Source organism: Brevibacillus sp. SYP-B805 (assembly GCF_011059135.1).
In the GTDB taxonomy this organism is placed as follows: domain Bacteria; phylum Bacillota; class Bacilli; order Brevibacillales; family Brevibacillaceae; genus Brevibacillus_F.
Map to the genome: position 1 here is coordinate 297,806 of NZ_JAALGD010000002.1, position 21,709 is coordinate 319,514.

Genomic DNA, 21,709 nt, shown 5'->3' on the forward strand with positions numbered 1-21,709 from the left:
CAAAAGTGACGTTTGCCTTCGAAGCTGATTCCGAATACTTTTCGGGGACCCCTGTAAAAAATTGTGTCGGCGGGGGCCCCAGCCTTTCTTCGTCTCTTAAGCGCTATAAAGAAGTTTGCTAAAAACGCAAAAAGGCTGTTTCCGAAGCGGCGGCCCGCTTCAGAAACAGCCCCTGTCGTCTCAGGCGCTTTCGCTGTGGATGGTGCGTCCCTCTTTGTTGATCAGCTGCGGCTTCACCTTGTCGCGGACGGTCTCCTCGGTGATCAGGCACTTGTTGACGTCATCGCGCGACGGCAGCTCATACATCATGTCCAGCATGATCTGCTCGATGATGGCGCGCAGTCCGCGGGCCCCGGTGTTGCGCTTGATCGCTTCCTTGGCGATCAGGTTGAGGGCGCCGATTTCGAAATCAAGCTCAACGCCATCCAGGCTCATCAGCTTTTGGTACTGTTTCACCAGCGCGTTCTTGGGCTCCGTCAGGATGCGGACCAGCGACTCTTCATCCAGCGGCTCCAGGGTGGCAATCACCGGCAGCCGGCCGACGAACTCGGGAATCAGGCCGAATTTCAGCAGATCCTCGGGCAGCGCATATTTCAGATATTCGCCCGCTTTCAGGTCGCCTTTCACGTTGTCCGCCAGATCGGCTCCAAAGCCAATCACCTTCTTGCCGATGCGCCGCTTGATGATCTGTTCCAGACCATCGAACGCGCCTCCGCAGATAAACAGGATGTTGGACGTATCGATCTGGATGAATTCCTGATGCGGATGCTTGCGCCCACCCTGCGGCGGCACGCTGGCGATCGTGCCTTCCAGGATCTTCAGAAGGGCCTGCTGCACCCCTTCCCCGGAGACATCGCGGGTGATCGACGGGTTTTCCGATTTGCGGGCTACCTTGTCGATCTCATCGATGTAGATGATGCCTTTCTCCGCTTTCTCCACATCGTAGTCAGCCGCCTGGATCAGCTTCAGCAGGATGTTCTCCACGTCCTCGCCGACATAGCCAGCCTCGGTGAGGGACGTCGCGTCAGCGATGGCAAACGGTACGTTGAGGATGCGCGCCAGGGTTTGGGCCAGCAGCGTTTTGCCGCTGCCCGTCGGCCCGATCAGCAAGATGTTGGACTTTTGCAGTTCCACATCCTCGATCTTGGCATTGGAGTTGATCCGCTTGTAGTGATTGTAAACCGCCACCGACAGCGATTTTTTCGCCATATCCTGGCCGATCACATAATCGTCGAGGATCTTGCGAATCTCCATCGGCTTCGGGATTTCCTTCATGTCGATCTCTTCGTCGGAGCCCAGTTCTTCCTGGACAATCTCATTGCAGAGTTCGATGCATTCGTCACAAATATAGACGCCAGGTCCAGCCACCAGCTTGCGCACCTGCTCCTGCGACTTGCCGCAGAACGAGCACTTCAGCTGACCTTTGTCGTCATTGAATTTAAACATTCGCTTCACCTCTCATCAGATCGAATCCCTGCGTTCAATGATTGCATCCACCAGCCCGTACTCCTTCGCTTCCTGGGCGCTCATGAAGTTGTCGCGGTCGGTATCCCGCTCTATCCGTTCGTACGGCTGACCCGTACGTTCTGCCAGGATCTGGTTCAGCTGGCGCTTCGTCTTCAGGATCCAGTCGGCATGGATGCGGATATCCTCCGCCTGGCCGCGCACGCCGCCCAGCGGCTGGTGGATCATCACTTCGCTGTTCGGCAGGCAGTATCTTTTGCCCTTCGCCCCTGCGGCAAGAAGCACCGCCCCCATGCTTGCGGCCATGCCGACACAAATCGTGGAGACATCAGGCTTTATAAATTGCATTGTATCATAAATCGCCATACCTGCGGTAACAGAACCGCCCGGAGAGTTTATGTATAAACTGATATCTTTGTCCGGATCCTCTGCCGCCAAAAACAGCAGCTGGGCAACGATCAGATTGGCCACCTCATCGTTGATTTCGCTACCCAGAATGACAATCCGGTCCTTCAGCAGACGGGAATAGATATCATATGCCCGCTCACCGCGATTGGTTTGCTCAATGACCATAGGAATCAGCATGGGTATCCCTCCTTCAACGGTTGTAGGAAAAGATGGATGGTGGAAAAACAAGGCACGAAAATCGGTTCGTGCCTTGCTTGCTTGCCTCGTGATTGACTCATCAACCAGACTATGCGGTAACTTTGTTTTCGGCTACCAGAAGATCGACGGTTTTTCTCGCCTTGATGTCTTGTTTCAGGCCAGCCAGCCCATCCTGCGCGTTGAAGATCTTGCGCAGTTCGTCGGCAGGACGGCCGTATACGCTGGCCAGCTTGTTCAGCTCTTCGGTGATCTCTTCTTCGGTCACCTGGATGTTCTCCGCCTTGGCGATCGCGTCAAGCGTCAGCGCAGTGCGCACGCGGGTGGTGGCGTCCGTACGGAACTGGTCGCGCAGCTGGCTTTCATCCATACCGGAGAACTGGTAGTACAGGTCGATGTCCATGCCTTGGATGCGGAGGCGTTGGGCAAACTCGTTCACCATTTGATCCAGCTCATGCTCGATCATGACGCCCGGAATGTCGATTTCCGCATTCTCGCTCGCCTTCAGGAGCAGCTGCTCGCGCACGTAGGTGTCCTTGTCCTTGGCCGCTTTCTCCTCCAGCTTTTTCCGGGTGTCCGCCTTCAGCTCTTCCAGCGTGTCGAATTCGCTGACATCCTTGGCGAACTCGTCATCCAGCACAGGCAGGTTCTTGCGCTTGATGCCGTTCAGCTTCACTTTGAACACGGCCTGCTTGCCCGCCAGGCTGGGCGAATGGTATTCCTCCGGGAAGGTGATGTTGATCTCCTTCTCTTCCCCGATTTCCATGCCGGTCACCTGCTCTTCAAAGCCTGGCACAAAGGTGCCGGAACCCAGCTCAAGCGAATAGTTTTCCGCCTTGCCGCCTTCGAACGGCACCCCATCCTGGAAGCCCTCGAAGTCGATTTGCACGATATCGCCGTTTTCCGCCTTGCCGCTTTCCACGACAACCAGTTCGGCATGGCGCTCCTGCATGCGCTTCAGTTCGGCGTCAACATCTTCCTCGGTTACCGCGAACTCTTTGGGTTCGATCGTCAGGTTCTTGTAGTCGCCCAGCTTCACTTCCGGCTTGACGGTAACCGTCGCCTTGAAGATCAGGTTCTTTCCTTTCCCGATCTGCTCAATGTCCACTTCCGGACGGTCAACCGGTTCGATGCCGGTTTCCCGGACAGCTTGTCCGTACGCCGCCGGCAGCAAAATGTCGAGTGCGTCTTGATACAAGGACTCTACGCCAAAACGCGCCTCAAACATCTTGCGCGGGATTTTGCCTTTGCGAAAACCAGGCACGCTCACTTTTTGCACGACTTTCTTGAATGCTTGATCCAGAGCTGCGTCTACCTGCGCGGCGTCCACTTCCACCGTCAGGATTCCCTGGTTATTCTCTACCTTTTCCCATTTTGCTGCCACGTAAACTTCCCCTCCTAGATTGAATCCACACCCCGCCCTGCGGCCCTGTGACCCAGCAGCGGGCATTGTCCTGCCATTATAACCATTTAAGTATACCATATGGCAACCAAAATTCAAGAAGTCATCGCCTTACCAGATAGCGTCCGCCGCGTTCTGTCACCACGCTGCCCTTGTGATCATAGAAGACCACTTCCAGCTGATGTCCCTCGGGCAACTCCGCTTGTTTGGCAATTACTGCGTAGGTCGGCCTGTCAAAGCCGCGCGGGAGCTGCAGGCTGCCGGGGTTGACAAACAGGATCCCCCGCTCCACGGTGCTGACCGGTACATGGGAATGGCCGAACAGCACCAGGTTGGCCCCCACCTCTTCCGCACGGTAATGAAGCTTGAGCAGGGAGCTTTTGACGCCGTGCAGATGGCCGTGCGTCTGATAGATGGTAAGTCCGTTCCAGGTAACTTTCCGTTCAAGCGGCACATCGGTGGCGGTGTCGCAGTTGCCGCGGACGAGCTGCATGCCGGCAAACGGCTCCCGGCGGCTGTCGACGCAGAAATCGCCGCAGTGGAGGATCATGTCCACCTGATGGCGGTCCACCACCTGTTTCACTTCCTGAATCAATCCGTGCGTATCGCTAAGGATGAGAATGCTCATTGCCCACTCCTCCTGATCTCCTCCAGCAGGGACTGCATCGCCTGCGCCCGGTGGCTGATCCTGTTTTTCACGTCGGGATCCAGCTGCGCCATCGTGCAATTGCGCCCGGGCAGGAAAAAGACGGGGTCGTAGCCAAAGCCGTTGGTTCCCGCCGGTTCAGGCAGGATCACCCCTTCGCAGGAGCCGGATGCGAGAATCGGTTCACCGCCGGGCTCCACGTAGGCGAGGACACAGCGAAAGCGCGCCGTCCGCTTCTCGAGCGGCACATCTTTCAGTTCGAGGAGCAGCTTGCGCCAATTCTCTTCATCCGATGCCTTTTCCCCGGCATAGCGGGCCGAATAGACGCCGGGACGGCCGCCGAGCGCATCCACTTCCAGTCCGGAGTCGTCCGCCACCGCTGCCATGCCGAGCGCCTCCGCGATGGTGACCGCCTTCTTGATGGCGTTTGCCGCAAACGTCTCGCCGTCCTCGATCACTTCCGGGGCATCGGGATAGGCGGCCAGGCTGTGGACCTCCCAGCCGAGCGGCGCGAACAACCGTTCAAATTCGCGCACTTTTCCCTGATTGCGTGTGGCCAGCACCACCTGTTTCCTGCTAGACACGGCTGCCCTCCGTCACTTTCGCTTCGGCGGACGACACGGCTGTGTACAGCTCGATCTCGCCAAGCATTTTTTTCTGCGCATCGATCAGCTCCGCCACACCTTTCTGGGCCAGCGCCAAAAGCTGCTGCAGCTCTTCGCCGGAGAAGGGCGCTTCTTCCCCGGTCCCCTGCAGTTCCACATACTTGCCGCTTCCGGTCATCACCACGTTCATGTCGACCCTGGCGCAGGAATCTTCCTTGTAGTTCAGGTCCAGCATCGGTTGGCCGTCGATGATGCCGACCGAGGTGGCGGCCAGATAATCGGTAATGGGCAGCCTGCTCCAGGTGCCGTTCTCCACCAGCTTCTGCATGGCGTCCACCATGGCCACAAAGGCGCCGGTAATCGAGGCCGTCCGTGTTCCGCCATCCGCCTGGATCACATCGCAGTCAAGCCAAACGGTTCGCTCCCCCATCGCTTCCAGGTGGACAACCGAGCGCAGGGCGCGTCCGATCAAACGCTGGATCTCCATCGTCCGGCCGCCCACCTTGCCCTTGGTCGATTCCCGCGGATTGCGCGATTCGGTGGCGCGGGGCAGCATGCCGTATTCGGCGGTGATCCATCCTTTGCCGCCGCCGCGCATAAACGGCGGTACGCGATCCTCCAGCGTGGCGGTGCAAATCACTTTTGTATCTCCCACTTCGATCAGGCATGACCCTTCCGCATGCTTGATGTAATTGCGGGTGATCGTAACCTGTCGCAGCTGATCGCTTGCCCGTCCATCATGTCTCATTCTATGTTCCTCCTACATCGCTTTCGTCGGCTCTGCTCATTATACCAAACGCCGGAAATGTTCTGCCACTCTGTTCCGTTTCTACTAATGTTTACGGATCGCTGCCGATCGTTATGACTGGATCGCCGGCATCAGAAACGCTTGCAAAAGCGCAAGACATTCGACTATTATCTAATTAAAATAACATCTAATTAGAAGGTGACAAAATGAACGCCTATCGTCTGCTCCGCCATCGTCCTTACCGCCGCATGCTGGCCGCCCACTTTCTCAGCGGCATCGGCGACTGGTTCAACAGTGTGGCGATTCTCAGCCTGCTGTTGCAATTGACGGGAACAAGCATGGCCGTCGGGGTGACCCTTGCCCTGCGCACGCTGCCCTACCTGCTGTTTGGACCGCTCGGGGGCAAGCTGGCCGACCGTTTTTCCCGCAAAAGGATCCTGGTGATCTGCGACGCGGCCCGGGCGCTCATCGCCCTCTCCTTTTTGCTGATCTCCTCGAAGGAGGATATCTGGATTGCGTACGCGGGCACCTTCTCCCTGATCGCCTTCTCCGCTGCATACCAGCCGGCACGCGCCGCCATGATCCCGCAGATTGTCCCGAAAGAGGACGTCGCTGCCGCAAACGCCCTGGAGCAAAGCGTCCTGGGCACCGTGATGGCGATCGGCTCCCTGGTCTCCGGGGTTGTCACGTCCGTGTGGGGGCCGGGGGTTGCGTTCGTCTGCAACGCTCTTTCCTTCGTGGCATCCGCCCTGCTGATCATCGGGGTTCCCGTGCCCCATGACCGAAAGCACCCGCCGGAATCAGCCGCGCCAGACGCACCCTCCCCCACCTTCCGGGAGCTGCTTCCGCTGTTCCGCCAGACACCGCTTGTGCCGCTGATTCTTGCGTTTTCCCTGCTTTGGCCGGTGGGGGGCGGCATCGCCAACGTCCTGATCAGCGTCTACGCGTATCAGGAGTTTCACGCGGGCAATGCGGGAATTGGGTTGTTGTACGGGGCGATCGGTGTGGGATTCCTGGTCGGGGGGCTGCTATCAGCTGCCTTGCAGCGCTGGCCGTTTCACGTGGCGGCCGTCAGCATGACGGCGGAGGGGATTGCCCATCTCCTGATCAGCGCCGCCCCCTCCCTTTCTGCGGCCGCCGTGCTCTTTTGCTTGTCCACCATCGCCGGCGGCATGGGGAACGCGAGCCTTCAGACGCTTTTGATGCAGCGTGTGCCGGACCGCTTTCTCGGAAGGGTGTTCGCCCTGGAAGGGACGTTCTCCGGCGTCGTGATCGGCTGCTCCATGCTTGCGGGCGGCTGGCTGCTTGCCATTGTTCCTCCCCGCACGCTGGGATGTATCTCCGGCCTCTTTATCACGCTGATTTCGCTGGCGATCGGCCTGGCCCTTCTGCGGTTTCAGAAGCATGAACAAAAACGTCCCACGCCGCGTACAGGCGTGGGAGTTTCTTAGAACTGCATCGTATTGATGGTAAGGGGACGGACGACCGGTTTGCTGAAATCGAAAGCGCCGCCGGAGATCGGCTTTCCCTCCACCAGGAGCTGCACCTTGTTGAAGCCGGTGTTTTCCGTCAGCGACAGCACCAGCGATTCCAGCGATTCCGGATTGGCTTCCTTGCCGCTGTCGTACCTCAGGATATCGCTGCTCAGGTTAACCGTAACGGTGCCGTCCGTTTCCTTGACATCCAGCACCTTGGTGGTGGACAGGAGCGCGCTGAAGAGCGGCGACCCTTCCTTCGGCCCTTTGATCAGCTCTTCGACGACGGCCCGGGCCACATCCCTGGTCTTGGGAATCAGCCTGGTGACCGGGACAAAATAGGTGCGCTTGTCATCCAGCTGGCTCTGAAAATATACCGTGACGGCCGTGGTCTGTCCGGGGATGGCGCCGTCGGCCAGCTCGACATTGACGCCGTGGTTCCGGTCCAGACGCGAAACCGGCGTGTTGTTGACCGGCATCTCGGTCAGCGGTTGGCCGTTCACCCAGATCGAGACGTTCTTGATGTTGGGGAACTCCGTCAGCGCCCGGGTGATCGCGTCCATGATTTTCTTCTCGTCCTTGGCGTCGTAATTCTTGAACTCCCTGGAAAAGTCAACGGTTGCCGTACCGTCTTTGATCACCATGCCGAGGATTTTCGTCCCTTCCGGCAGCACGGCCGCAAAGCCCTGCGGCAGCATGCTCTCCACCGGGCCTCCTTTTACCATGTAGGCCAGCACCTGCTTGGCGACGCCCTCTTCCTTCGGCAGCGTAAGCGACACCGGCACAACGTAGCCATTGGCATCCAGCAGATAAACCGTCCGATCAACCGATGCCTGGACCGCATCGCCCGGAGCCTGGGCCTGGTCGCCGGAGAGCGGCGCCTCGCCCGGGGGATTTGTCTCCAGCGCCGTTTCGGACTGCGGCGGCGGGTCAATGCTGGTCGATTCGTTTGCCGGCCCAAACAGGCTGCAGCCTGCCGTCAGCATGGCGCTAATCCCGAGCACGGCCGTTATTTTGCCGATGCGTGTGTGTATCATACCTTCTACCTCCTCGGACCCTTTGTACTACCATGTATACGAGCATGGCCCGGGTTTATGCGTGATTGTCCCGAGGGAATTGCCAAGCACGCCGAGGAGGCAGGAGGGTTATTTGATGGGAACGGATGGCTCCAGGACGCGGTGTTCCACGTTTACCGGACAGCCCAGCCATTCTTCGCCGATCTGGCGGAACACCTCTATTTCGCCGCTGGTGAAGAATTGATGGCGGGGTTGGTCCCACTGGGCGGGCGCATGCATGTCGCTCAAGGACAGGAGCGTGCTCAGCTCCCGGGCCGTTTCCTCCGCCGAACTGATCAGGGTAATCTCATCCCCCAGCGCTTTCTGGATCAGCGGAGCCAGCAGCGGATAATGGGTACATCCGAGAATCAGGGTGTCAAGCTCTTCGTACTTGAGCGGGGCAAGCGTTTCCGCCACGATGCGTTCCGCTTCCGGCGTATGGATCAGCCGGTTTTCCACCAGGGGAACGAACTGCGGGCAGGCCAGCCCCGCCACATAGAGGTTGGGATTGATTCGGCGCAGGGCCCGTTCATACGCAGCGGTGCGAATGGTGGTTTCGGTGCCGATAATCCCGATTCGCCCGGTTCGGGACGCGGAGATGGCCGCCCGCGCTCCCGGCTCGATCACGCCCAGAACCGGCACGGCTGTAAATTCCCTCACTTCCTCCAGCACCACCGCAGCCGCCGTATTGCAGGCGATCACCAGCGCCTTGACCGGATACTGGAAGAGAAACTGGATCATCTGGAGACTAAACGAACGAATTTCGCCGGGAGGTCTGGACCCATAAGGACAGCGCGCATTATCGCCGAAATAAAGGATCCGTTCTTGCGGCAGCTGGCGCATGACCTCACGCGCCACCGTAAGGCCCCCTACGCCTGAATCAATGATGGCAATCGCTTTTTGCTCGTTCATACCGATTCTCCCTTGTGCTGTGGTATCAATGGATGGGTTTTCGTTTTCGTATGCATGCGTGATAATACCTTATGCGTCAGGCGGCTGCCCTGTACTCCGCTGATGCCGCACCCCTCCTGGGCGATGTTCATATAGTATGGTTAGCCAATGATTTAAGGAGGAGTTGCGTTGAAAGAGAAGATAGAACATCTCATCAACTGGAGCGAATGGGGCCGCCAGTGGGTGGATTATCTGCGGCGCAAGCCAGCGCTGATTCACGAGTTGGAACGCCAAGTCAGAAAGTTTGACGCAGCGTTTCACCAGATTGGCGACAAGGCGCGTCAACTGCAAAAATCGGAGCCTGACGAAGCGGAAATACGCCGCCTGACGGCACGGGCAGAAGAGGTGCAGCACCACTTCCACCAGCTGCTGCACCTGGTCCAATCCCGCAGAAACGAAGAGAAGGCCGACGTCACGTATGTGAACCAGCGGCAATCGGTGGCCGTCACCCGGCCGGTGCCGCCCGGCGGCCATACCCTTCCGCCGCTGCCCTACGCTTATGATGCCCTCGAGCCGTACATCGACGCCGAGACCATGCGCATCCACCACAACAGACATCATCAGAGCTATGTAGACGGCCTCAACAAGGCGGAGCTGATGCTGGCACGCGCCCGGGCCGCCAATGACTACGAACTGATCAAGCACTGGGAGCGGGAAGCGGCGTTTAACGGCGCCGGTCATTACCTGCACACGATTTTCTGGCAGGTGATGAGTCCGAACGGCGGCGGTGAACCCCAAGGAGAGCTGGCCGAGCAGCTCATCCGCGACTTCGGGTCGATCGACGGGTTCAGGCGCCACTTTTCCCAAGCCGCAGAGAAAGTGGAAGGCGGCGGCTGGGCGATCCTGGTCTGGTCTCCGCGTGCCCAGCACCTGGAGATCCTGCAGGCGGAAAAACATCAAAACCTGTCGCAGTGGGATGTAATCCCCCTCCTGGTGCTGGACGTTTGGGAGCACGCCTACTACCTGTCCTACCGGAATGATCGCGGCAGGTATATCGATGCCTGGTGGAATGTCGTGAACTGGCCGCATGTGCAGGACCGATACCTGCAGGCCCGCCGCCTGCGCTGGCAGCCGTACTGAGAGAGACACCCCGGATCGGACGATTGTTCGATGACGTTAATACTTTTCTGATACAGTAATAAAAGATGGACGATTTGTCCATCTTTTTTTCATGATCCCTTAGATGCGCAGGTTCCCGCATGCCATCACACGGGCCGCGCCGCCGACCTGAATGACCGGACCGTTTGGCCCCGGGGTGACCTTGACGGAGAGGGTGCCGGGACGGCCGATCGCATGGCCCTGGGCGATGGTCAGGGCATGGGGCTGGTCAGGGGGCAGAATCCGCTCCAGGACAAGATAGCCGGCCAATGCGCCGTTCGCGGCTCCCGTCACCGGATCCTCCGGAATGCCGATGGCCGGGCAAAAATCGCGCGTATACAGATCATACGCATCATCCCCTGTATCGAAGCTGAACAGATGCGTCGTACTCGCTTCCAGGCTGCGGTTCATCGCCCCAAGCTCCGCCAAGAGCGGTTGGGCTGAATCAATCGCCTGGCGCGTCTTGACCGGAACAAGCAAATGCCAGTTCCCCGTATGGGCCAGCCGGATGGGGTAACGGTCGTCAAGATCGGTTGGGGCGATGCCGACAAGACGGGCGATCTCGTCCCTGTCAACCGGGATTTCCTTGGTGCGCGGCGCCACCTGCGTCATGGTGACCGACTTCAATGCACCGTCCGCCTTGTCGAAGGTGACCGGCACCAGACCGATGTTGGTTTCCAGGACGACCCGTTCCGCTCTCCAGCCGAACTCCTGGGCCAACAGCCAGGCGGCGCCCACGGTGGCATGACCGCAGAAGTTGATCTCTTCCGCCGGGGTAAAATAACGTACCCGAAAATCGGCGGCCGGATTGTCGCTTTTCATCAGGAACGCCGTTTCCGATTGATGGAGTTCCCGGGCAATCTTCTGCATAACGCCCTCATCCAGCGTTTCGGCATCCGGCACCACTCCCGCCGCATTGCCGCCGAAGGGCTTGTCGGCAAAGGCGTCCACCAGGTAAAAAGGCAGATTGTTCATGTTTTTTCACACCTTTCTTGCACACGCATCGCGTTACCCTTATGATAGTATGCAGCCATACATCTGTAAAATGAATGTTTTATATAAATTCCATGAGAAAAACATCATGAAAGGAGGCCCCGGATGACCCTTTTGCAATTGGAGGTTTTCGTCGCTGTCGTGGAGGCCGGGAGCTTTACCAAGGCGGGTGAAAAGCTGAATCTGAGCCAATCGGGGGTGAGCCATGCCATCGCGGGGTTGGAAGCGGAGCTGGGGATTTCGCTGTTGACCCGCAGCCGCAGCGGCGTCAGCCTGACGGAGGCGGGAGAAGCGGTGCTTGTTCATGCCAGGGAGGTGTTGAATCGGCTTGAACAAATCAGACAGTCCGCTGCGGCGGCTGCGGGACTGCAGATCGGCACGCTGCGGGTCGGCAGTTTTCCCAGCGTCTCTGCCAAGCTGCTGCCGGGACTGCTGCGGCTGTTTCGCGACCGCTACCCCGGCATCGAGCTGACGCTGTTCGAAGGCAGCTATCCGGAGATTCGTGCGTGGATACAGGCGGGTGCCGTGGATGCCGCGTTTTTCCCCTATCCGGAAGAGGGGCTTGAGATCGTGCCGCTGCTGGAGGATGAGCTGGTGGTGGTGGTGCCGGATGGGCATCCCTGCAGCAGCCGGTCCGAACTGACGGTCGGGGAGATCGCCGCGGAGCCGTTCATCATGCCGAAAGCTGGATGCGAAGTCCTGGTTGAAGCAGCCTTCGTGAATCACGGTTATGCGCCAAACACCCGGTTTGAGGTGGCGGACACGGCCACGATCCTGGCGATGGTGCGGGAAGGGCTGGGCATCACCGTCGTGCCCAGGCTGACCCTTCCCGACAGCGTGCCTGGCCTCCACGTCTGTCCGCTTGCGCCGCGCACCTGCCGCCAGATCGGACTGGCCGTCCGTTCCCTTCAGTCCCCTTCCCCCGCCGCAGCCGCCTTTCTCAAGGAGGCGCAGGCCTGGGTGAACCGGCAGTTTCGCGCAAAGCCAATGGAGAAGTAAGGAACAGAAAAATCCTGCTGCTTGGCGCTGGTTTTTCTTCCAGGGGCGCGTGGTTGCTTCGTCTATTTTCCAACGGGGATGAAAATCTCCACGGTGTTTGCCTGGGTGTCGGCATGGTAGCGCTCGATGCTGTGGAAGCTGGTTAGACGTTCGCAGCCGTTTTGTTCGAGCCATTGGAACATGTTCATGTAGGTGCCGGGCACTTCGGAGAGCGGGCCGCGGTGGGTGACAGTGGCGTAGGTTAAGGCGGGCACGGTGAAGCCGAACATGCCAGGGGGGATTCGGGAAAAACGCTCCACTTCGGCGCAGGCGTAGATGGTGTAGGTGCCGTTCGGATCTTCGATGGAGAGTTCGTAGCGGATGAGCGGGTCGCGCTTGTGCGGGATTTCATCGAGGCGCGCCTGCAGCTCCCGGACAATTTGGGGGACGCCTTGGCTCAAGGTGGGAAACGGCCCGGCATAGGATAAGCCGATGAGATGCATTTCAGGTTGGCTGCGGATGGTCACTTCCATGTTCATCACACTCCGGTGGATGTTTGTTGTTTTCACTATAACATGGAGAGTGGACGGTTTCCGATACAAATAACTGATGTTTCTGAAAAAAGTTGAAGACGCTGTTGCCAGCGTTCGAACGCTAAAAAACAAGAGAGCACAAGGACTGTGCTCTCATTCATACAAATGGCAGGCCGTATAATGACCCGGAGCCACTTCCCGCCACGTTGGCTTTTGGGCAGCGCAAATCTCCATGGCTTTCGGGCAGCGGGTCCGGAAGACACAGCCCGATGGCGGATTGATCGGGCTCGGCACTTCCCCTTCCAGTATGATCCGCTCCCTGCTCTGCTCCAGATCGGGATCGGGAAGCGGGATCGCCGACAGCAGCGCCTGCGTGTAGGGATGCTTTGGCTCCCGATACAGCTCTTTGCTCGCCGCCAGCTCCACCAGATTGCCGAGATACATCACCCCGATGCGGTCGCTCATGTGCTTCACCATGGCCAGATCGTGGGCGATGAAGAGATAGGTCAGCTTGCGTTCCTGCTGCAGCCGTTTCAGCAGGTTGACCACCTGGGCCTGCACGGACACATCCAAGGCCGATATGGGTTCATCCGCAATGATGAATTCCGGATTGACCGCCAATGCCCGAGCGATACCGATGCGCTGCCGCTGGCCGCCGCTGAATTCATGGGGAAAGCGGCTGGCGTGCTCTTTCTGCAGGCCGACCATCTCCAACAGCTCGTATACCCGCTCCAGGCGCTCCCTGCCGCTGGCCAACCCGTTCAGCACCAGCCCTTCCCCGATGATCTCGGCCACATCCATGCGCGGGTTCAGGGACGCGTAGGGATCCTGAAAGATCATCTGGATCCTGCCGGTAAGCCGCTGCCTCTCCCTGCCGCTGACCCGGTGGACATCCTGCCCGTCGAACAGCACCTCGCCGGCTGTCGGCTTGTACAGTCCGATGACCGCCCGCCCCGTCGTCGATTTGCCGCAGCCGGACTCTCCGACCAGCCCGAACGTTTCACCCTGATAAATGTCGAACGACACGTCGTCGACCGCTTTCACATACTGCCCTTTGCCGATTTTGAAATGGATTTTCAGATTTTTCACTTCCAGCAGTTTCTTAGGCACGACACCCTTCCTCCCGTTCCGGTCACCAATATCTTCTCGAGATGACGTGCTCACGCTCCAGCTTGTAACCGGCGAGTGAGACGATTTCGATCGCGTTTCTGGAATCGGGGGAATGAATCATCGCATTGTCCCCGACGTAGATGCCGACATGGTGAATGCGCCCCTTGCCTTCATCATGGGCAAAAAAGAGCAGATCGCCCGGCTGCAGGTCCTCTTTTTCCACCCATTTTCCTTCATTCGCCTGATCGGATGCGTCACGCGGGATGAGGATCCCCTGGGCGCGGTGCATGGAGTAGGCGAAGCCGGAACAGTCGTAGCCAAATCCGCTCATGCCGCCCCACAGGTAATGCAGGCCCAGAAACTGTTTGGCGCACGCTACGATTTTCTCTCCGGTGTTTCCGCCGGTCTGCGGGCTGCCATCCGTCACCCGCACATCGGCGGACTTCAGGAGACGCGGGCCGTGGGGGGTGGCGACGGCCGTCCATGCATCACGGACGGCCAGTACGGGCAGCGTCGTCAGATAGCTGATCTCCATCTCAGCCGCTGATTCGCTTGTATACAGCCAGGCGAGAGGAGAGGTGACCACCGCTTTTTGATCGCTTGCGGCCAACTGTCTCTCATACTCCGGCGCTTCCATCAGCTGCCGCCTCGGAATCCATCCCGGATAGCCGCGTTCGTCCTTGCGGCAGCGCTGATCCGGGATGATGACTTTCACCCAGTCCCCCTGCTCCTCTTCCACGAGCACCCTGCTCCCGTAGAGAACCTGGGTCTGGACGAGATTGTTCGTGGAAAGGGCCAGCCGTTCTTCCACGCTGATGCTGCCCAGCCACTCGCGGATTCTCACCGGGTTTTCCAGCGCCGGCCGATCCAGTTCCCGAGGCGAGTCCGGTGAAGTCCATACGGTTGCGACCGCTGCAGAGACGATCATCCCCGCTCCACTCCTTCCCCGACACGCACGTTCACGATCCCGAGGCCCGGTTGATCGGACAGGGTCATGACTCTGCCTTCATATTTCACGCCGCCTTCGACCAGATCATCGGCCAGCATCAGGGGGGCGTCAAAATCAAAGCGCGTGATGTTTTTCTTGCTGGCGGCGAAATGGGCGGCCGCCGTTACCGAAAGGCGGGATTCGATCATGCTGCCGACCATGCATTCCACGCCGCATTCTTCCGCCAGCGCATTGATGATCTGCGCCTTGTAGATCCCTCCCGACTTCATCAGCTTGATATTGATCAGGTCAGCGGCCCTGATTTTCAACACTTCCAGCGCCTGCTTCGGCGTGAACACGCTCTCATCCGCCATGATGGGCGTATCCACCGCATCGGTAACGATCTTCAAGCCTTCCACATCGTGCGCCTTGACGGGCTGTTCCACCAGTTCGATATCCAGCCCCATATCCTCCATTTTGCGGATGGAGGAGATCGCCTCTTTTACCTGCCAGCCCTGGTTGGCATCCAGCCTGATCTTCACCTGGTTGCCGACGCGATTGCGAATTTCCTGGATACGCAGGATATCATCCTGGATGTTGTCTTTGCCCACCTTGATTTTCAAGACATTGAAGCCGTCCTTCAGGTACTGCAGCGCATCTTCTCCCATCTCTTCCGGAGAGTTGACGCTTACCGTATAATCGGTCTCCAACTGGTTCTGATAGCCGCCCAGGAATTGATAGAGCGGCATGCCGCAATGCTGGGCAATCAGATCATACAAGGCCATATCCACGGCTGCCTTGGCGCTGCTGTTGCCCACCATGGAGGCGTGAAGCGCATGAAACACCCGTTCGTAAGCAAGCAGGTTCTGCCCGATCAGCTGCGGTTTGATCGTTTTCAGGATGGCCGCTTCGATGCTGTCCAGACTGTCGCCGGTAATGGCGACGGTCGCGGCCGCTTCTCCCCATCCCACCATGCCGTTGTCGCAGGTCACCTTCACATAGATGGATTCCAGCTTTTCCACGGTACGCAGGGCGGTCTTGAATGGTTTGATCAGCGGTACATAGAGTCGGCTCAGTTCGATGTTCTGAATGATCATACGTTTCTCCCTCATTTATTCACCAGCGGCAGGGCCGTCCGTTACGCCCGGTTCTACAATGGTGAATGTTTTTTCTTTGGTATCGATTCTGCCCATGGCACCAAGAGGAATGGCCAGATTGGGCGAGCAGTGGCCGATGCGAAAGCCGGCCAGCACCGGTTTCCCCGCAGGCGTGAGGTAATCGTCAAACACCTCCTCCAGCGTGAGGGAAGCCTCTTTCCGTTTGACCGGATCGCAATTGTGAAAATCGCCGAGGACGATGCCAGCCGCCGCATCCAGCTTGCCTGCCATGCGCAGCTGGTTCAGCATGCGGTCGACGCGGTAGGGCTCTTCGTCCACCTCCTCGATAAACAGCAGCTTCCCGGTGGTGTCGATTTCAAAAGGGGTTCCCACCGTGCTGACCAAAAGGGAGAGATTGCCGCCGACCACGCGGCCGGTCGCTTCTCCCTCCGCCAGGACACGCAGCGGGGCGATCGTGTCATCGTATCGCAAGGGTTGGGGATCGAACAGCTGCTGAAAGGTCGCGAGCGTGAGCGGATGAACGTCATCGGCGGCAATATCGGATGTGAGCATCGGGCCGTGGAAGGTGACCAGACCGGTTCTTTGAAAGATCGCCGCATGCAAAAAGGTGATATCGCTGTATCCCCAGAAAATCTTCGGGTTTGCCCGGATCAGCTCGTAATCCAGGAGATCGGCAATCCTCCCCGTACCGTAACCGCCCCGGGCGCAAAAGACCGCCTTCACCTCCTTGTCGGCAAACATGCAGTGCAGGTCGCGGGCGCGCTCCCGATCGGTTCCCGCGAGATAGCCGCGCTGCTGCCGCACCGCATCCCCCAACCGCACACGCAGACCCAATCCTTCAAAAAAGCGGGCCGCCACCAGAATTTTGTCGAAATCGCCGCAGCTTGCCGGCGCAATCACGCCAACGGTATCTCCCGGCTGCAGTTTCGCAGCCTTGATGACTTCACGCATAGATCTCCACCCTTTAGCTTAGATAGCAAAATTTACAACAAAGCGAGGCAAGAAAGGTTGGGGGCCCCAGCCGACACCAGCAAGGGACCACACTCGGCCAAGCGCTGGCTAGCGCCGAGTGGGTGGAACTCAGGGGTCCCCGAAAAGTACTCGGAATTAGCTTCGAAGGCCAACGTCACTTTTTGGGGTTGAGCATAGCTTAAGTCGGCTGGGTTATTGAGAAAAAGGGAGGTTCATCCCCCGATGCGAATGAACCTTCCCTCAACTTGATTTTTACAAACATTACGGCTTCAGGTCCGCCCATTTCAGGTCCATGTAGCCAAGCGCGTGCCGGACGATGTCCACCGCCTTGTCGCTTTGCAGGTAGGCGCTGTTGTAGAAGAAGAGCGGAGCGATCGGCGCATCGTCCATCAGCACCTGCTCGGCCTGGTGCATCAGCTGGAAGCGTTTCGTGTCATCCGCTTCGTTGTAGGCTTGCTTGATCAGGTTGTCAAACTGCGGGTTCTTCCAGCCGGTCCGGTTGAACGGGTTGTCGGAGAGGAAGCCGTCCAGGAAGTTGATCGGATCGCCGAAGTCGGGCAGGAAGGAGCTGCGCGCCCATTGATAATCCAGGCTCTTCATCTTGGCGGTGAGCGCCTTGCTTTCCATGACCTCGATCTTGATCTCCACACCCAGATTCTTCTTGATCATTTCCTGGATCACTTGCGCCACTTTTTCTTTCGTTCCGCCGGACGAGACGGAGAGGGTAACCGGCGGCAGCGTGGTATACCCCGCCTCTTTCATCCCCTGCTCCAGCAGCTTTTTCGCTTCCACGGGATCATATTTGATCAGCTCGCCGCCGACATCGCGGAAATCCTTGCCGTCCGGCTCCAGGAAACTGTAGGAAACATAGCCCGTGGCAATTTTCTGCTTCTGCTTGTTCACCACATCGACGATCAGCTGACGATCAATCGCCAAGCTGAATGCTTTGCGGATATTCTTGTTGGTAAACGGCGGCTTCGTGACGTTGAAGCGGTAGAATTCCGTGCCGGCAGAATCCGTTACCGTCACCTTGTTTTCGGCAAACAGCTGCTCGGCCAAATCAGGCGGAACCTCCGTCGTATGCAGCTCGCCGGTCTGGAACAGCTGGTAGGCGGTATTGCGGTCGTTCACCATCTTCCAGGTGACGCCGTCCAGCTTCACGTTGGCGGCATCCCAGTAGTTCTCGTTCTTGACCATCACCAGCTGGCTGTCGTGTACCCACTCGGTCAGCTTGAACGGCCCGTTGGAGAGGATCGTCGCCGCTTCTTTTGCCCAGTCCGGATTTTTCTCCACCGTGGCTTTGTGCACCGGGAAGAAGGCCGGATTGGAGACGAGCAGCAGGAACCAGGAAGCCGGCTGCTTCAGGTGCACTTCCAGCGTCTTGTTATCGACCGCCTTCACCTGGACGTCTTCCGCCTTGCCCTTGCCCGCATTAAATTCTTCCGCCCCTGCGATCACGTTGGCCAGGAAGGCGGCGCTGGAACCTGTTTTGGGATCAGACAAGCGCTTCCACGCATACTCGAAGTCCTGGGCCGTCACCGGATCGCCGTTGGACCATTTGCTGTCGCGCAGGTGGAACGTATAGGTTTTGCCGTCCTGGCTGACTTCCCATTTCTCCGCCATGGCCGGCTCCGGCTTCTGGTCTTTGCCCAGGCGGGTCAAGCCTTCCATCATGTTGTTCAGGATATCGTAGGAAATCTGGTCGAAGCCGATCGGCGGATCGAGCGAGGTGGGCTCCTGCAGGTTGTTCAGGTACAGCATTTTGGAGCCAGCCTGCTGCGCATTCGCCTGCGGTTGGGGCGTCTGCTGCCCCGATCCCTGCGGCTCTGCTGCGGGCTGGCTGGACGAACATCCGGCCAGCATGACCGCGGCCGCCAGGAAGGCGCTGCTTGCGAGCGATACGATTTTTTTCATCTTTGCTTCCCCCTTTTGTTTTTCTTTGTTCTGCTGCCAGCTTGCGTGTCTATGTACACCCATCACCTGCCTTCCAAAGATGGTTGCATCAAGCGTGAGGACATATGGAATCGAGTGCTACATGCCCGTAGCCGTCCGGAGCGGAAACACGTGTTTGGCACGCGGATCCTGCAGCCAGCAGGCTACCTGATGCTGACTCTGGATGCAGCTGAATTCCGGCTGATGGTGGCGGCATACCTCCAGGGCATAGTCGCACCGGGCGGCAAAGGCACAGCCTTTGGGAGGCGAAAAGAGATCCGGCGGCGTCCCGGGAATGGAATAAAGCGGCTCGTGACTGTCGTCATCCAGCCGCGGCATGGAATACAACAGCCCCTTGGTGTAAGGATGCTGCGGGTTGTAGAAGATATCGCGGACGGTTCCCGCTTCCACCACCTTGCCGGCGTACATGACGCACACCTTGTTCGCCATTTTGGCGACGACGCCCATGTCGTGGGTGATCATAATGATGGATACGCCGGTCCTGCGCTGGATTGTCTTGAACAGTTCGAGAATCTGGGCCTGGATGGTGACGTCCAGCGCCGTTGTCGGCTCGTCGGCGATCAGGATGGACGGCCGGCAGACCAGCGCGATGGCGATCATGATGCGCTGCCGCATCCCGCCGCTGAACTCATGCAGGTACTGCTTCAACCGGCGTTCGGGATTGGCGATGCCCACCAGGTGCAGCATCTCGACCGCCTGTTCCCTGGCGGCAGCCCGGGAGACCTTTTGATGGCGGATGATGCCCTCCATGATCTGCTCCCCGATCGAAATCGTGGGATTCAGCGAGGTCATCGCATCCTGAAAGATCATCGAGATCGCCGAGCCGCGCAGCTCCCGCATCTCCTTTTCCGTTAGCGCGAGCAGATCCCTGCCCTCAAACAGGATGCGGCCCTCCCGAATCCTGCCCGTATGCTCGGGGATCAGGCGCATGATGGAGCGGGCCGTGACGCTTTTGCCGCAGCCGGACTCCCCGACGATGGCGAGGGTTTCCCCCTTGTCAAGCGAGAAGGAGACGCCGCGCACCGCCTGGATCTCCCCGCCGTGCGTCTTGAATGTGACATGCAGATTTTCCACCTGCAGCAGCTTTTCCATTGCTTCCTACCTCCTCTGCCTCGGATCGAAGGCGTCGCGCAGCCCGTCTCCCAGCACGTTGAACGCCAGCATGGTCAGCGAGATGAAAAAGGCGGGGAAGAAAAGGCGCCACCAGTGACCCGACAGGATGGTGGGAAGCGCGTCGTTGGCCATCACGCCCCAGCTGGCGAGCGGCGGCTGCACACCCAGTCCGATAAAGCTCAGGAACGCTTCCGCAAAAATGGCGCTCGGCACGGAAAACGTGACATGCACGATGATGATGCCGAGTGTATTGGGCAGCAGGTGCTTGCGGATAATGTACGGCATTCTTCCGCCCAGCGTGCGTGCGGCCAGCACATATTCGGATGCTTTCAGCTGCATCACCTGGCCCCGGACCGTCCGGGCCATCCCCAGCCAGCCGGTGGCGCTCAGGGCGGCGATAATGGTCAGCAGCCCGGGTCCCATCACCACCATCAGCAGGATCACCATCAGGAGGTAGGGAATGCCGTACAGGATATCGACGATGCGCATCATCACGTTGTCCACGTTGCCTCCCAGATAGCCGGCCACCCCGCCGTAGATCACGCCGATGAACAGGTCGATCAGCGCCGCCATCAGGCCGATAAACAGCGAGATTTTGGCCCCGTACCAGATGCGGGCGAAGACATCCCTGCCCAATTCATCCGTCCCGAACCAGTGCTTCGCCGACGGCGGCTGATTGCTTTCCAGGAGGGACTGATCCGTATGATTGTACGGGGAGATCGCCGAGCCGAAAACGGCCATCAGCGAGACAAGCAAAATAACGAGCAAGCCCAGCATCGCCAGTTTATTCGAAAGAAGCCGTATCCACGCCCCGCGCCAGTACGAGATTTTGGGGCGGACGATGGTCTCGGCATGGATATTTTCCTTGTTCATGGGGACAAACAATTCATTGGAGACCGCCATCTGCGTCACCCCTCTTTCTTGTGCAGTTTGATACGCGGATCAATCAGGCTGTACACGACGTCGACGACAAACATCATCACGATCAGCAGAATGCTGTAAAAGACCGTGGTGCCCATGATCACCGTGTAGTCACGGTTGTAGATGCTGTCGACAAAGTACTTCCCCATGCCCGGGATGGCGAAAATCTTTTCGATGACGAAACTGCCCGTCAGCACGTTGGCCACCAATGCCCCCAGAAGCGTGATGACCGGCAGGAGCGAATTGCGCAGGGCGTGCTTCACGATGATCACCGCCGGATGGAGCCCTTTCGCCTTGGCCGTTTCGATGTATTCCTGCGTCAGCACCTCCAGCATGCTGGTTCGGGTCAGGCGTGCAATGATGGCGGTCGGCCCGAACGACAGGGCCAGCGCAGGCAGCACCACATGCTGCCAGGTGCCCCAGGTGGCGGCAGGCAGGAGCTTCCACTCGACCGCAAAATATTTGATCAGCAGCGGCGCCACGACAAAGTTGGGAACGGCGATCCCGATCACCGCGAAGACGGTCGCCGCATAATCGATCAGGCGGTTATGGCGCAGCGCGGCGACGACGCCAAGCGACACCCCCGCGATGATCGAGATGAACAGCGCGGCGAATCCCAGTTTGGCCGACACCGGAAAGGTACGGGCCAGCATGCTGTTGACCGTTTCCGGATGGCGGATGATGGAGGGGCCCAGTTCGAACTGGACCAGGCTTTTCAAGTAGGCCGCATACTGGACCAGCAGCGGTTTGTCCAAGCTGTAGAGCGCCATCAGGTTCTTCTCGACGGTGGCGGGCATCGCCCTGCCTTCCCGGTCAAACGGGGATCCTGGCACGGTATGCATCAGGAAGAAGGTGATGGATACGATCAACCAGAGGGTGATCAGCATCGAGAGGAATCGTTTCAACAGATAAGCCAGCACGCAGGAATCTCCTCCCTCATGACGTGTTTCACACAAAAACCCAGCAAATGACCTCTCTCGCCGAAAGCGTCATCTGCTGGGTTTTATTTACGGTACATGCGTTGATGCGCATACAGATAAATA

General features: G+C 58.7%; 21 protein-coding genes. 3 read left to right on the forward strand and 18 right to left on the reverse strand.

The genetic code is table 11. The annotated features are described in order from the left end of the window. Positions 1-180 precede the first annotated feature (180 nt). The 6 genes from clpX to rph all read right to left on the reverse strand — a co-directional run bounded on the left by clpX (position 181) and on the right by rph (position 5,468). The gene (gene clpX / locus G3578_RS04195) at positions 181-1,446 is read right to left on the reverse strand and encodes an ATP-dependent protease ATP-binding subunit ClpX (protein ID WP_165208949.1); all 1,266 of its coding nucleotides are present in this window, start codon (positions 1,444-1,446) and stop codon (positions 181-183) included. Positions 1,447-1,461: 15 nt separating this feature from the next. Continuing rightward, positions 1,462-2,049, reverse strand: a complete 588-nt coding sequence (gene clpP, locus G3578_RS04200) for an ATP-dependent Clp endopeptidase proteolytic subunit ClpP (RefSeq protein ID WP_165208952.1) — start codon at positions 2,047-2,049, stop codon at positions 1,462-1,464. A 109-nt stretch (positions 2,050-2,158) separates the two neighbouring features. Further along, complete coding sequence (tig, locus tag G3578_RS04205; RefSeq protein WP_165208954.1) at positions 2,159-3,451, reverse strand: trigger factor; 1,293 nt, start codon at positions 3,449-3,451, stop codon at positions 2,159-2,161. A gap of 121 nt (positions 3,452-3,572) precedes the next feature. After that, positions 3,573-4,097: a metallophosphoesterase family protein gene (locus tag G3578_RS04210; protein ID WP_165208957.1), complete on the reverse strand. Its 525-nt coding sequence runs from the start codon at positions 4,095-4,097 to the stop codon at positions 3,573-3,575. Further along, a complete protein-coding gene (locus G3578_RS04215) occupies positions 4,094-4,699 on the reverse strand; it encodes an XTP/dITP diphosphatase (RefSeq protein ID WP_165208959.1) in 606 nt (201 codons plus the stop codon). Before G3578_RS04215 ends, G3578_RS04210 begins: the two co-directional genes overlap by 4 nt. Further along, positions 4,692-5,468 carry a ribonuclease PH gene (gene rph / locus G3578_RS04220; RefSeq protein ID WP_165208962.1) on the reverse strand — a complete coding sequence of 259 codons (777 nt, stop codon included), beginning with the start codon at positions 5,466-5,468 and terminating at the stop codon, positions 4,692-4,694. The genes G3578_RS04215 and rph overlap by 8 nt, the downstream gene beginning before the upstream one ends. A 206-nt stretch (positions 5,469-5,674) precedes the next feature. Between rph and G3578_RS04225 the strand changes: the two genes are divergently transcribed. Further along, positions 5,675-6,919 (forward strand): MFS transporter, encoded by a 1,245-nt coding sequence (locus G3578_RS04225; protein ID WP_165208965.1) that lies wholly within the window; start codon positions 5,675-5,677, stop codon positions 6,917-6,919. On the opposite strand, the gene G3578_RS04230 is transcribed toward G3578_RS04225, so the two are convergent. Together G3578_RS04230 and racE are read right to left on the reverse strand one after the other, a co-directional pair. After that, a complete protein-coding gene (locus G3578_RS04230) occupies positions 6,916-7,980 on the reverse strand; it encodes a GerMN domain-containing protein (protein WP_165208967.1) in 1,065 nt (354 codons plus the stop codon). The two genes, G3578_RS04225 and G3578_RS04230, sit on opposite strands and share 4 nt — an antisense overlap. Positions 7,981-8,088: 108 nt before the next feature. Continuing rightward, positions 8,089-8,910 (reverse strand): glutamate racemase, encoded by an 822-nt coding sequence (gene racE / locus G3578_RS04235; RefSeq protein WP_165208970.1) that lies wholly within the window; start codon positions 8,908-8,910, stop codon positions 8,089-8,091. Between the two features lie 168 nt (positions 8,911-9,078). On the opposite strand from racE, the gene G3578_RS04240 reads away from it, so the two are divergent. Continuing rightward, on the forward strand, positions 9,079-10,029 hold the full coding sequence (locus G3578_RS04240; RefSeq protein WP_165208973.1) for a superoxide dismutase: 951 nt from the start codon (positions 9,079-9,081) through the stop codon (positions 10,027-10,029). A gap of 99 nt (positions 10,030-10,128) precedes the next feature. Here the strand turns inward: G3578_RS04240 and G3578_RS04245 are convergent, their stop codons facing one another. After that, entirely contained in the window at positions 10,129-11,022 is an 894-nt protein-coding gene (locus G3578_RS04245) for a PhzF family phenazine biosynthesis protein (RefSeq protein ID WP_165208975.1), read from the reverse strand. Positions 11,023-11,145: 123 nt separating this feature from the next. Here G3578_RS04245 and G3578_RS04250 point away from each other — a divergent pair, with 123 nt between their 5' ends. Beyond that, on the forward strand, positions 11,146-12,039 hold the full coding sequence (locus tag G3578_RS04250) for a LysR family transcriptional regulator (RefSeq protein ID WP_165208978.1): 894 nt from the start codon (positions 11,146-11,148) through the stop codon (positions 12,037-12,039). Positions 12,040-12,101: 62 nt separating this feature from the next. Here the strand turns inward: G3578_RS04250 and G3578_RS04255 are convergent, their stop codons facing one another. The 9 genes from G3578_RS04255 to G3578_RS04295 form a co-directional block, all read right to left on the reverse strand. Beyond that, positions 12,102-12,551: a GyrI-like domain-containing protein gene (locus G3578_RS04255; RefSeq protein WP_165208981.1), complete on the reverse strand. Its 450-nt coding sequence runs from the start codon at positions 12,549-12,551 to the stop codon at positions 12,102-12,104. A 153-nt stretch (positions 12,552-12,704) separates the two neighbouring features. Continuing rightward, entirely contained in the window at positions 12,705-13,661 is a 957-nt protein-coding gene (locus G3578_RS04260; RefSeq protein ID WP_165208983.1) for an oligopeptide/dipeptide ABC transporter ATP-binding protein, read from the reverse strand. A 22-nt stretch (positions 13,662-13,683) separates the two neighbouring features. Then, entirely contained in the window at positions 13,684-14,589 is a 906-nt protein-coding gene (locus tag G3578_RS04265; RefSeq protein WP_165208986.1) for a C40 family peptidase, read from the reverse strand. Then, entirely contained in the window at positions 14,586-15,686 is a 1,101-nt protein-coding gene (locus G3578_RS04270) for a dipeptide epimerase (RefSeq protein WP_165208989.1), read from the reverse strand. The genes G3578_RS04265 and G3578_RS04270 overlap by 4 nt, the downstream gene beginning before the upstream one ends. Positions 15,687-15,701: 15 nt before the next feature. After that, positions 15,702-16,658 (reverse strand): S66 peptidase family protein, encoded by a 957-nt coding sequence (locus G3578_RS04275; protein ID WP_165208991.1) that lies wholly within the window; start codon positions 16,656-16,658, stop codon positions 15,702-15,704. A 282-nt stretch (positions 16,659-16,940) separates the two neighbouring features. After that, positions 16,941-18,593, reverse strand: coding sequence for a peptide ABC transporter substrate-binding protein (locus G3578_RS04280; RefSeq protein ID WP_165208994.1), 1,653 nt, complete (start codon positions 18,591-18,593; stop codon positions 16,941-16,943). Positions 18,594-18,710: 117 nt separating this feature from the next. Continuing rightward, a complete protein-coding gene (locus G3578_RS04285) occupies positions 18,711-19,724 on the reverse strand; it encodes an ABC transporter ATP-binding protein (protein WP_165208997.1) in 1,014 nt (337 codons plus the stop codon). Between the two features lie 6 nt (positions 19,725-19,730). Beyond that, a complete protein-coding gene (locus tag G3578_RS04290; RefSeq protein ID WP_165209000.1) occupies positions 19,731-20,648 on the reverse strand; it encodes an ABC transporter permease in 918 nt (305 codons plus the stop codon). A 5-nt stretch (positions 20,649-20,653) separates the two neighbouring features. Further along, positions 20,654-21,586 (reverse strand): ABC transporter permease subunit, encoded by a 933-nt coding sequence (locus G3578_RS04295; RefSeq protein ID WP_165209003.1) that lies wholly within the window; start codon positions 21,584-21,586, stop codon positions 20,654-20,656. Positions 21,587-21,709: the final 123 nt, after the last annotated feature.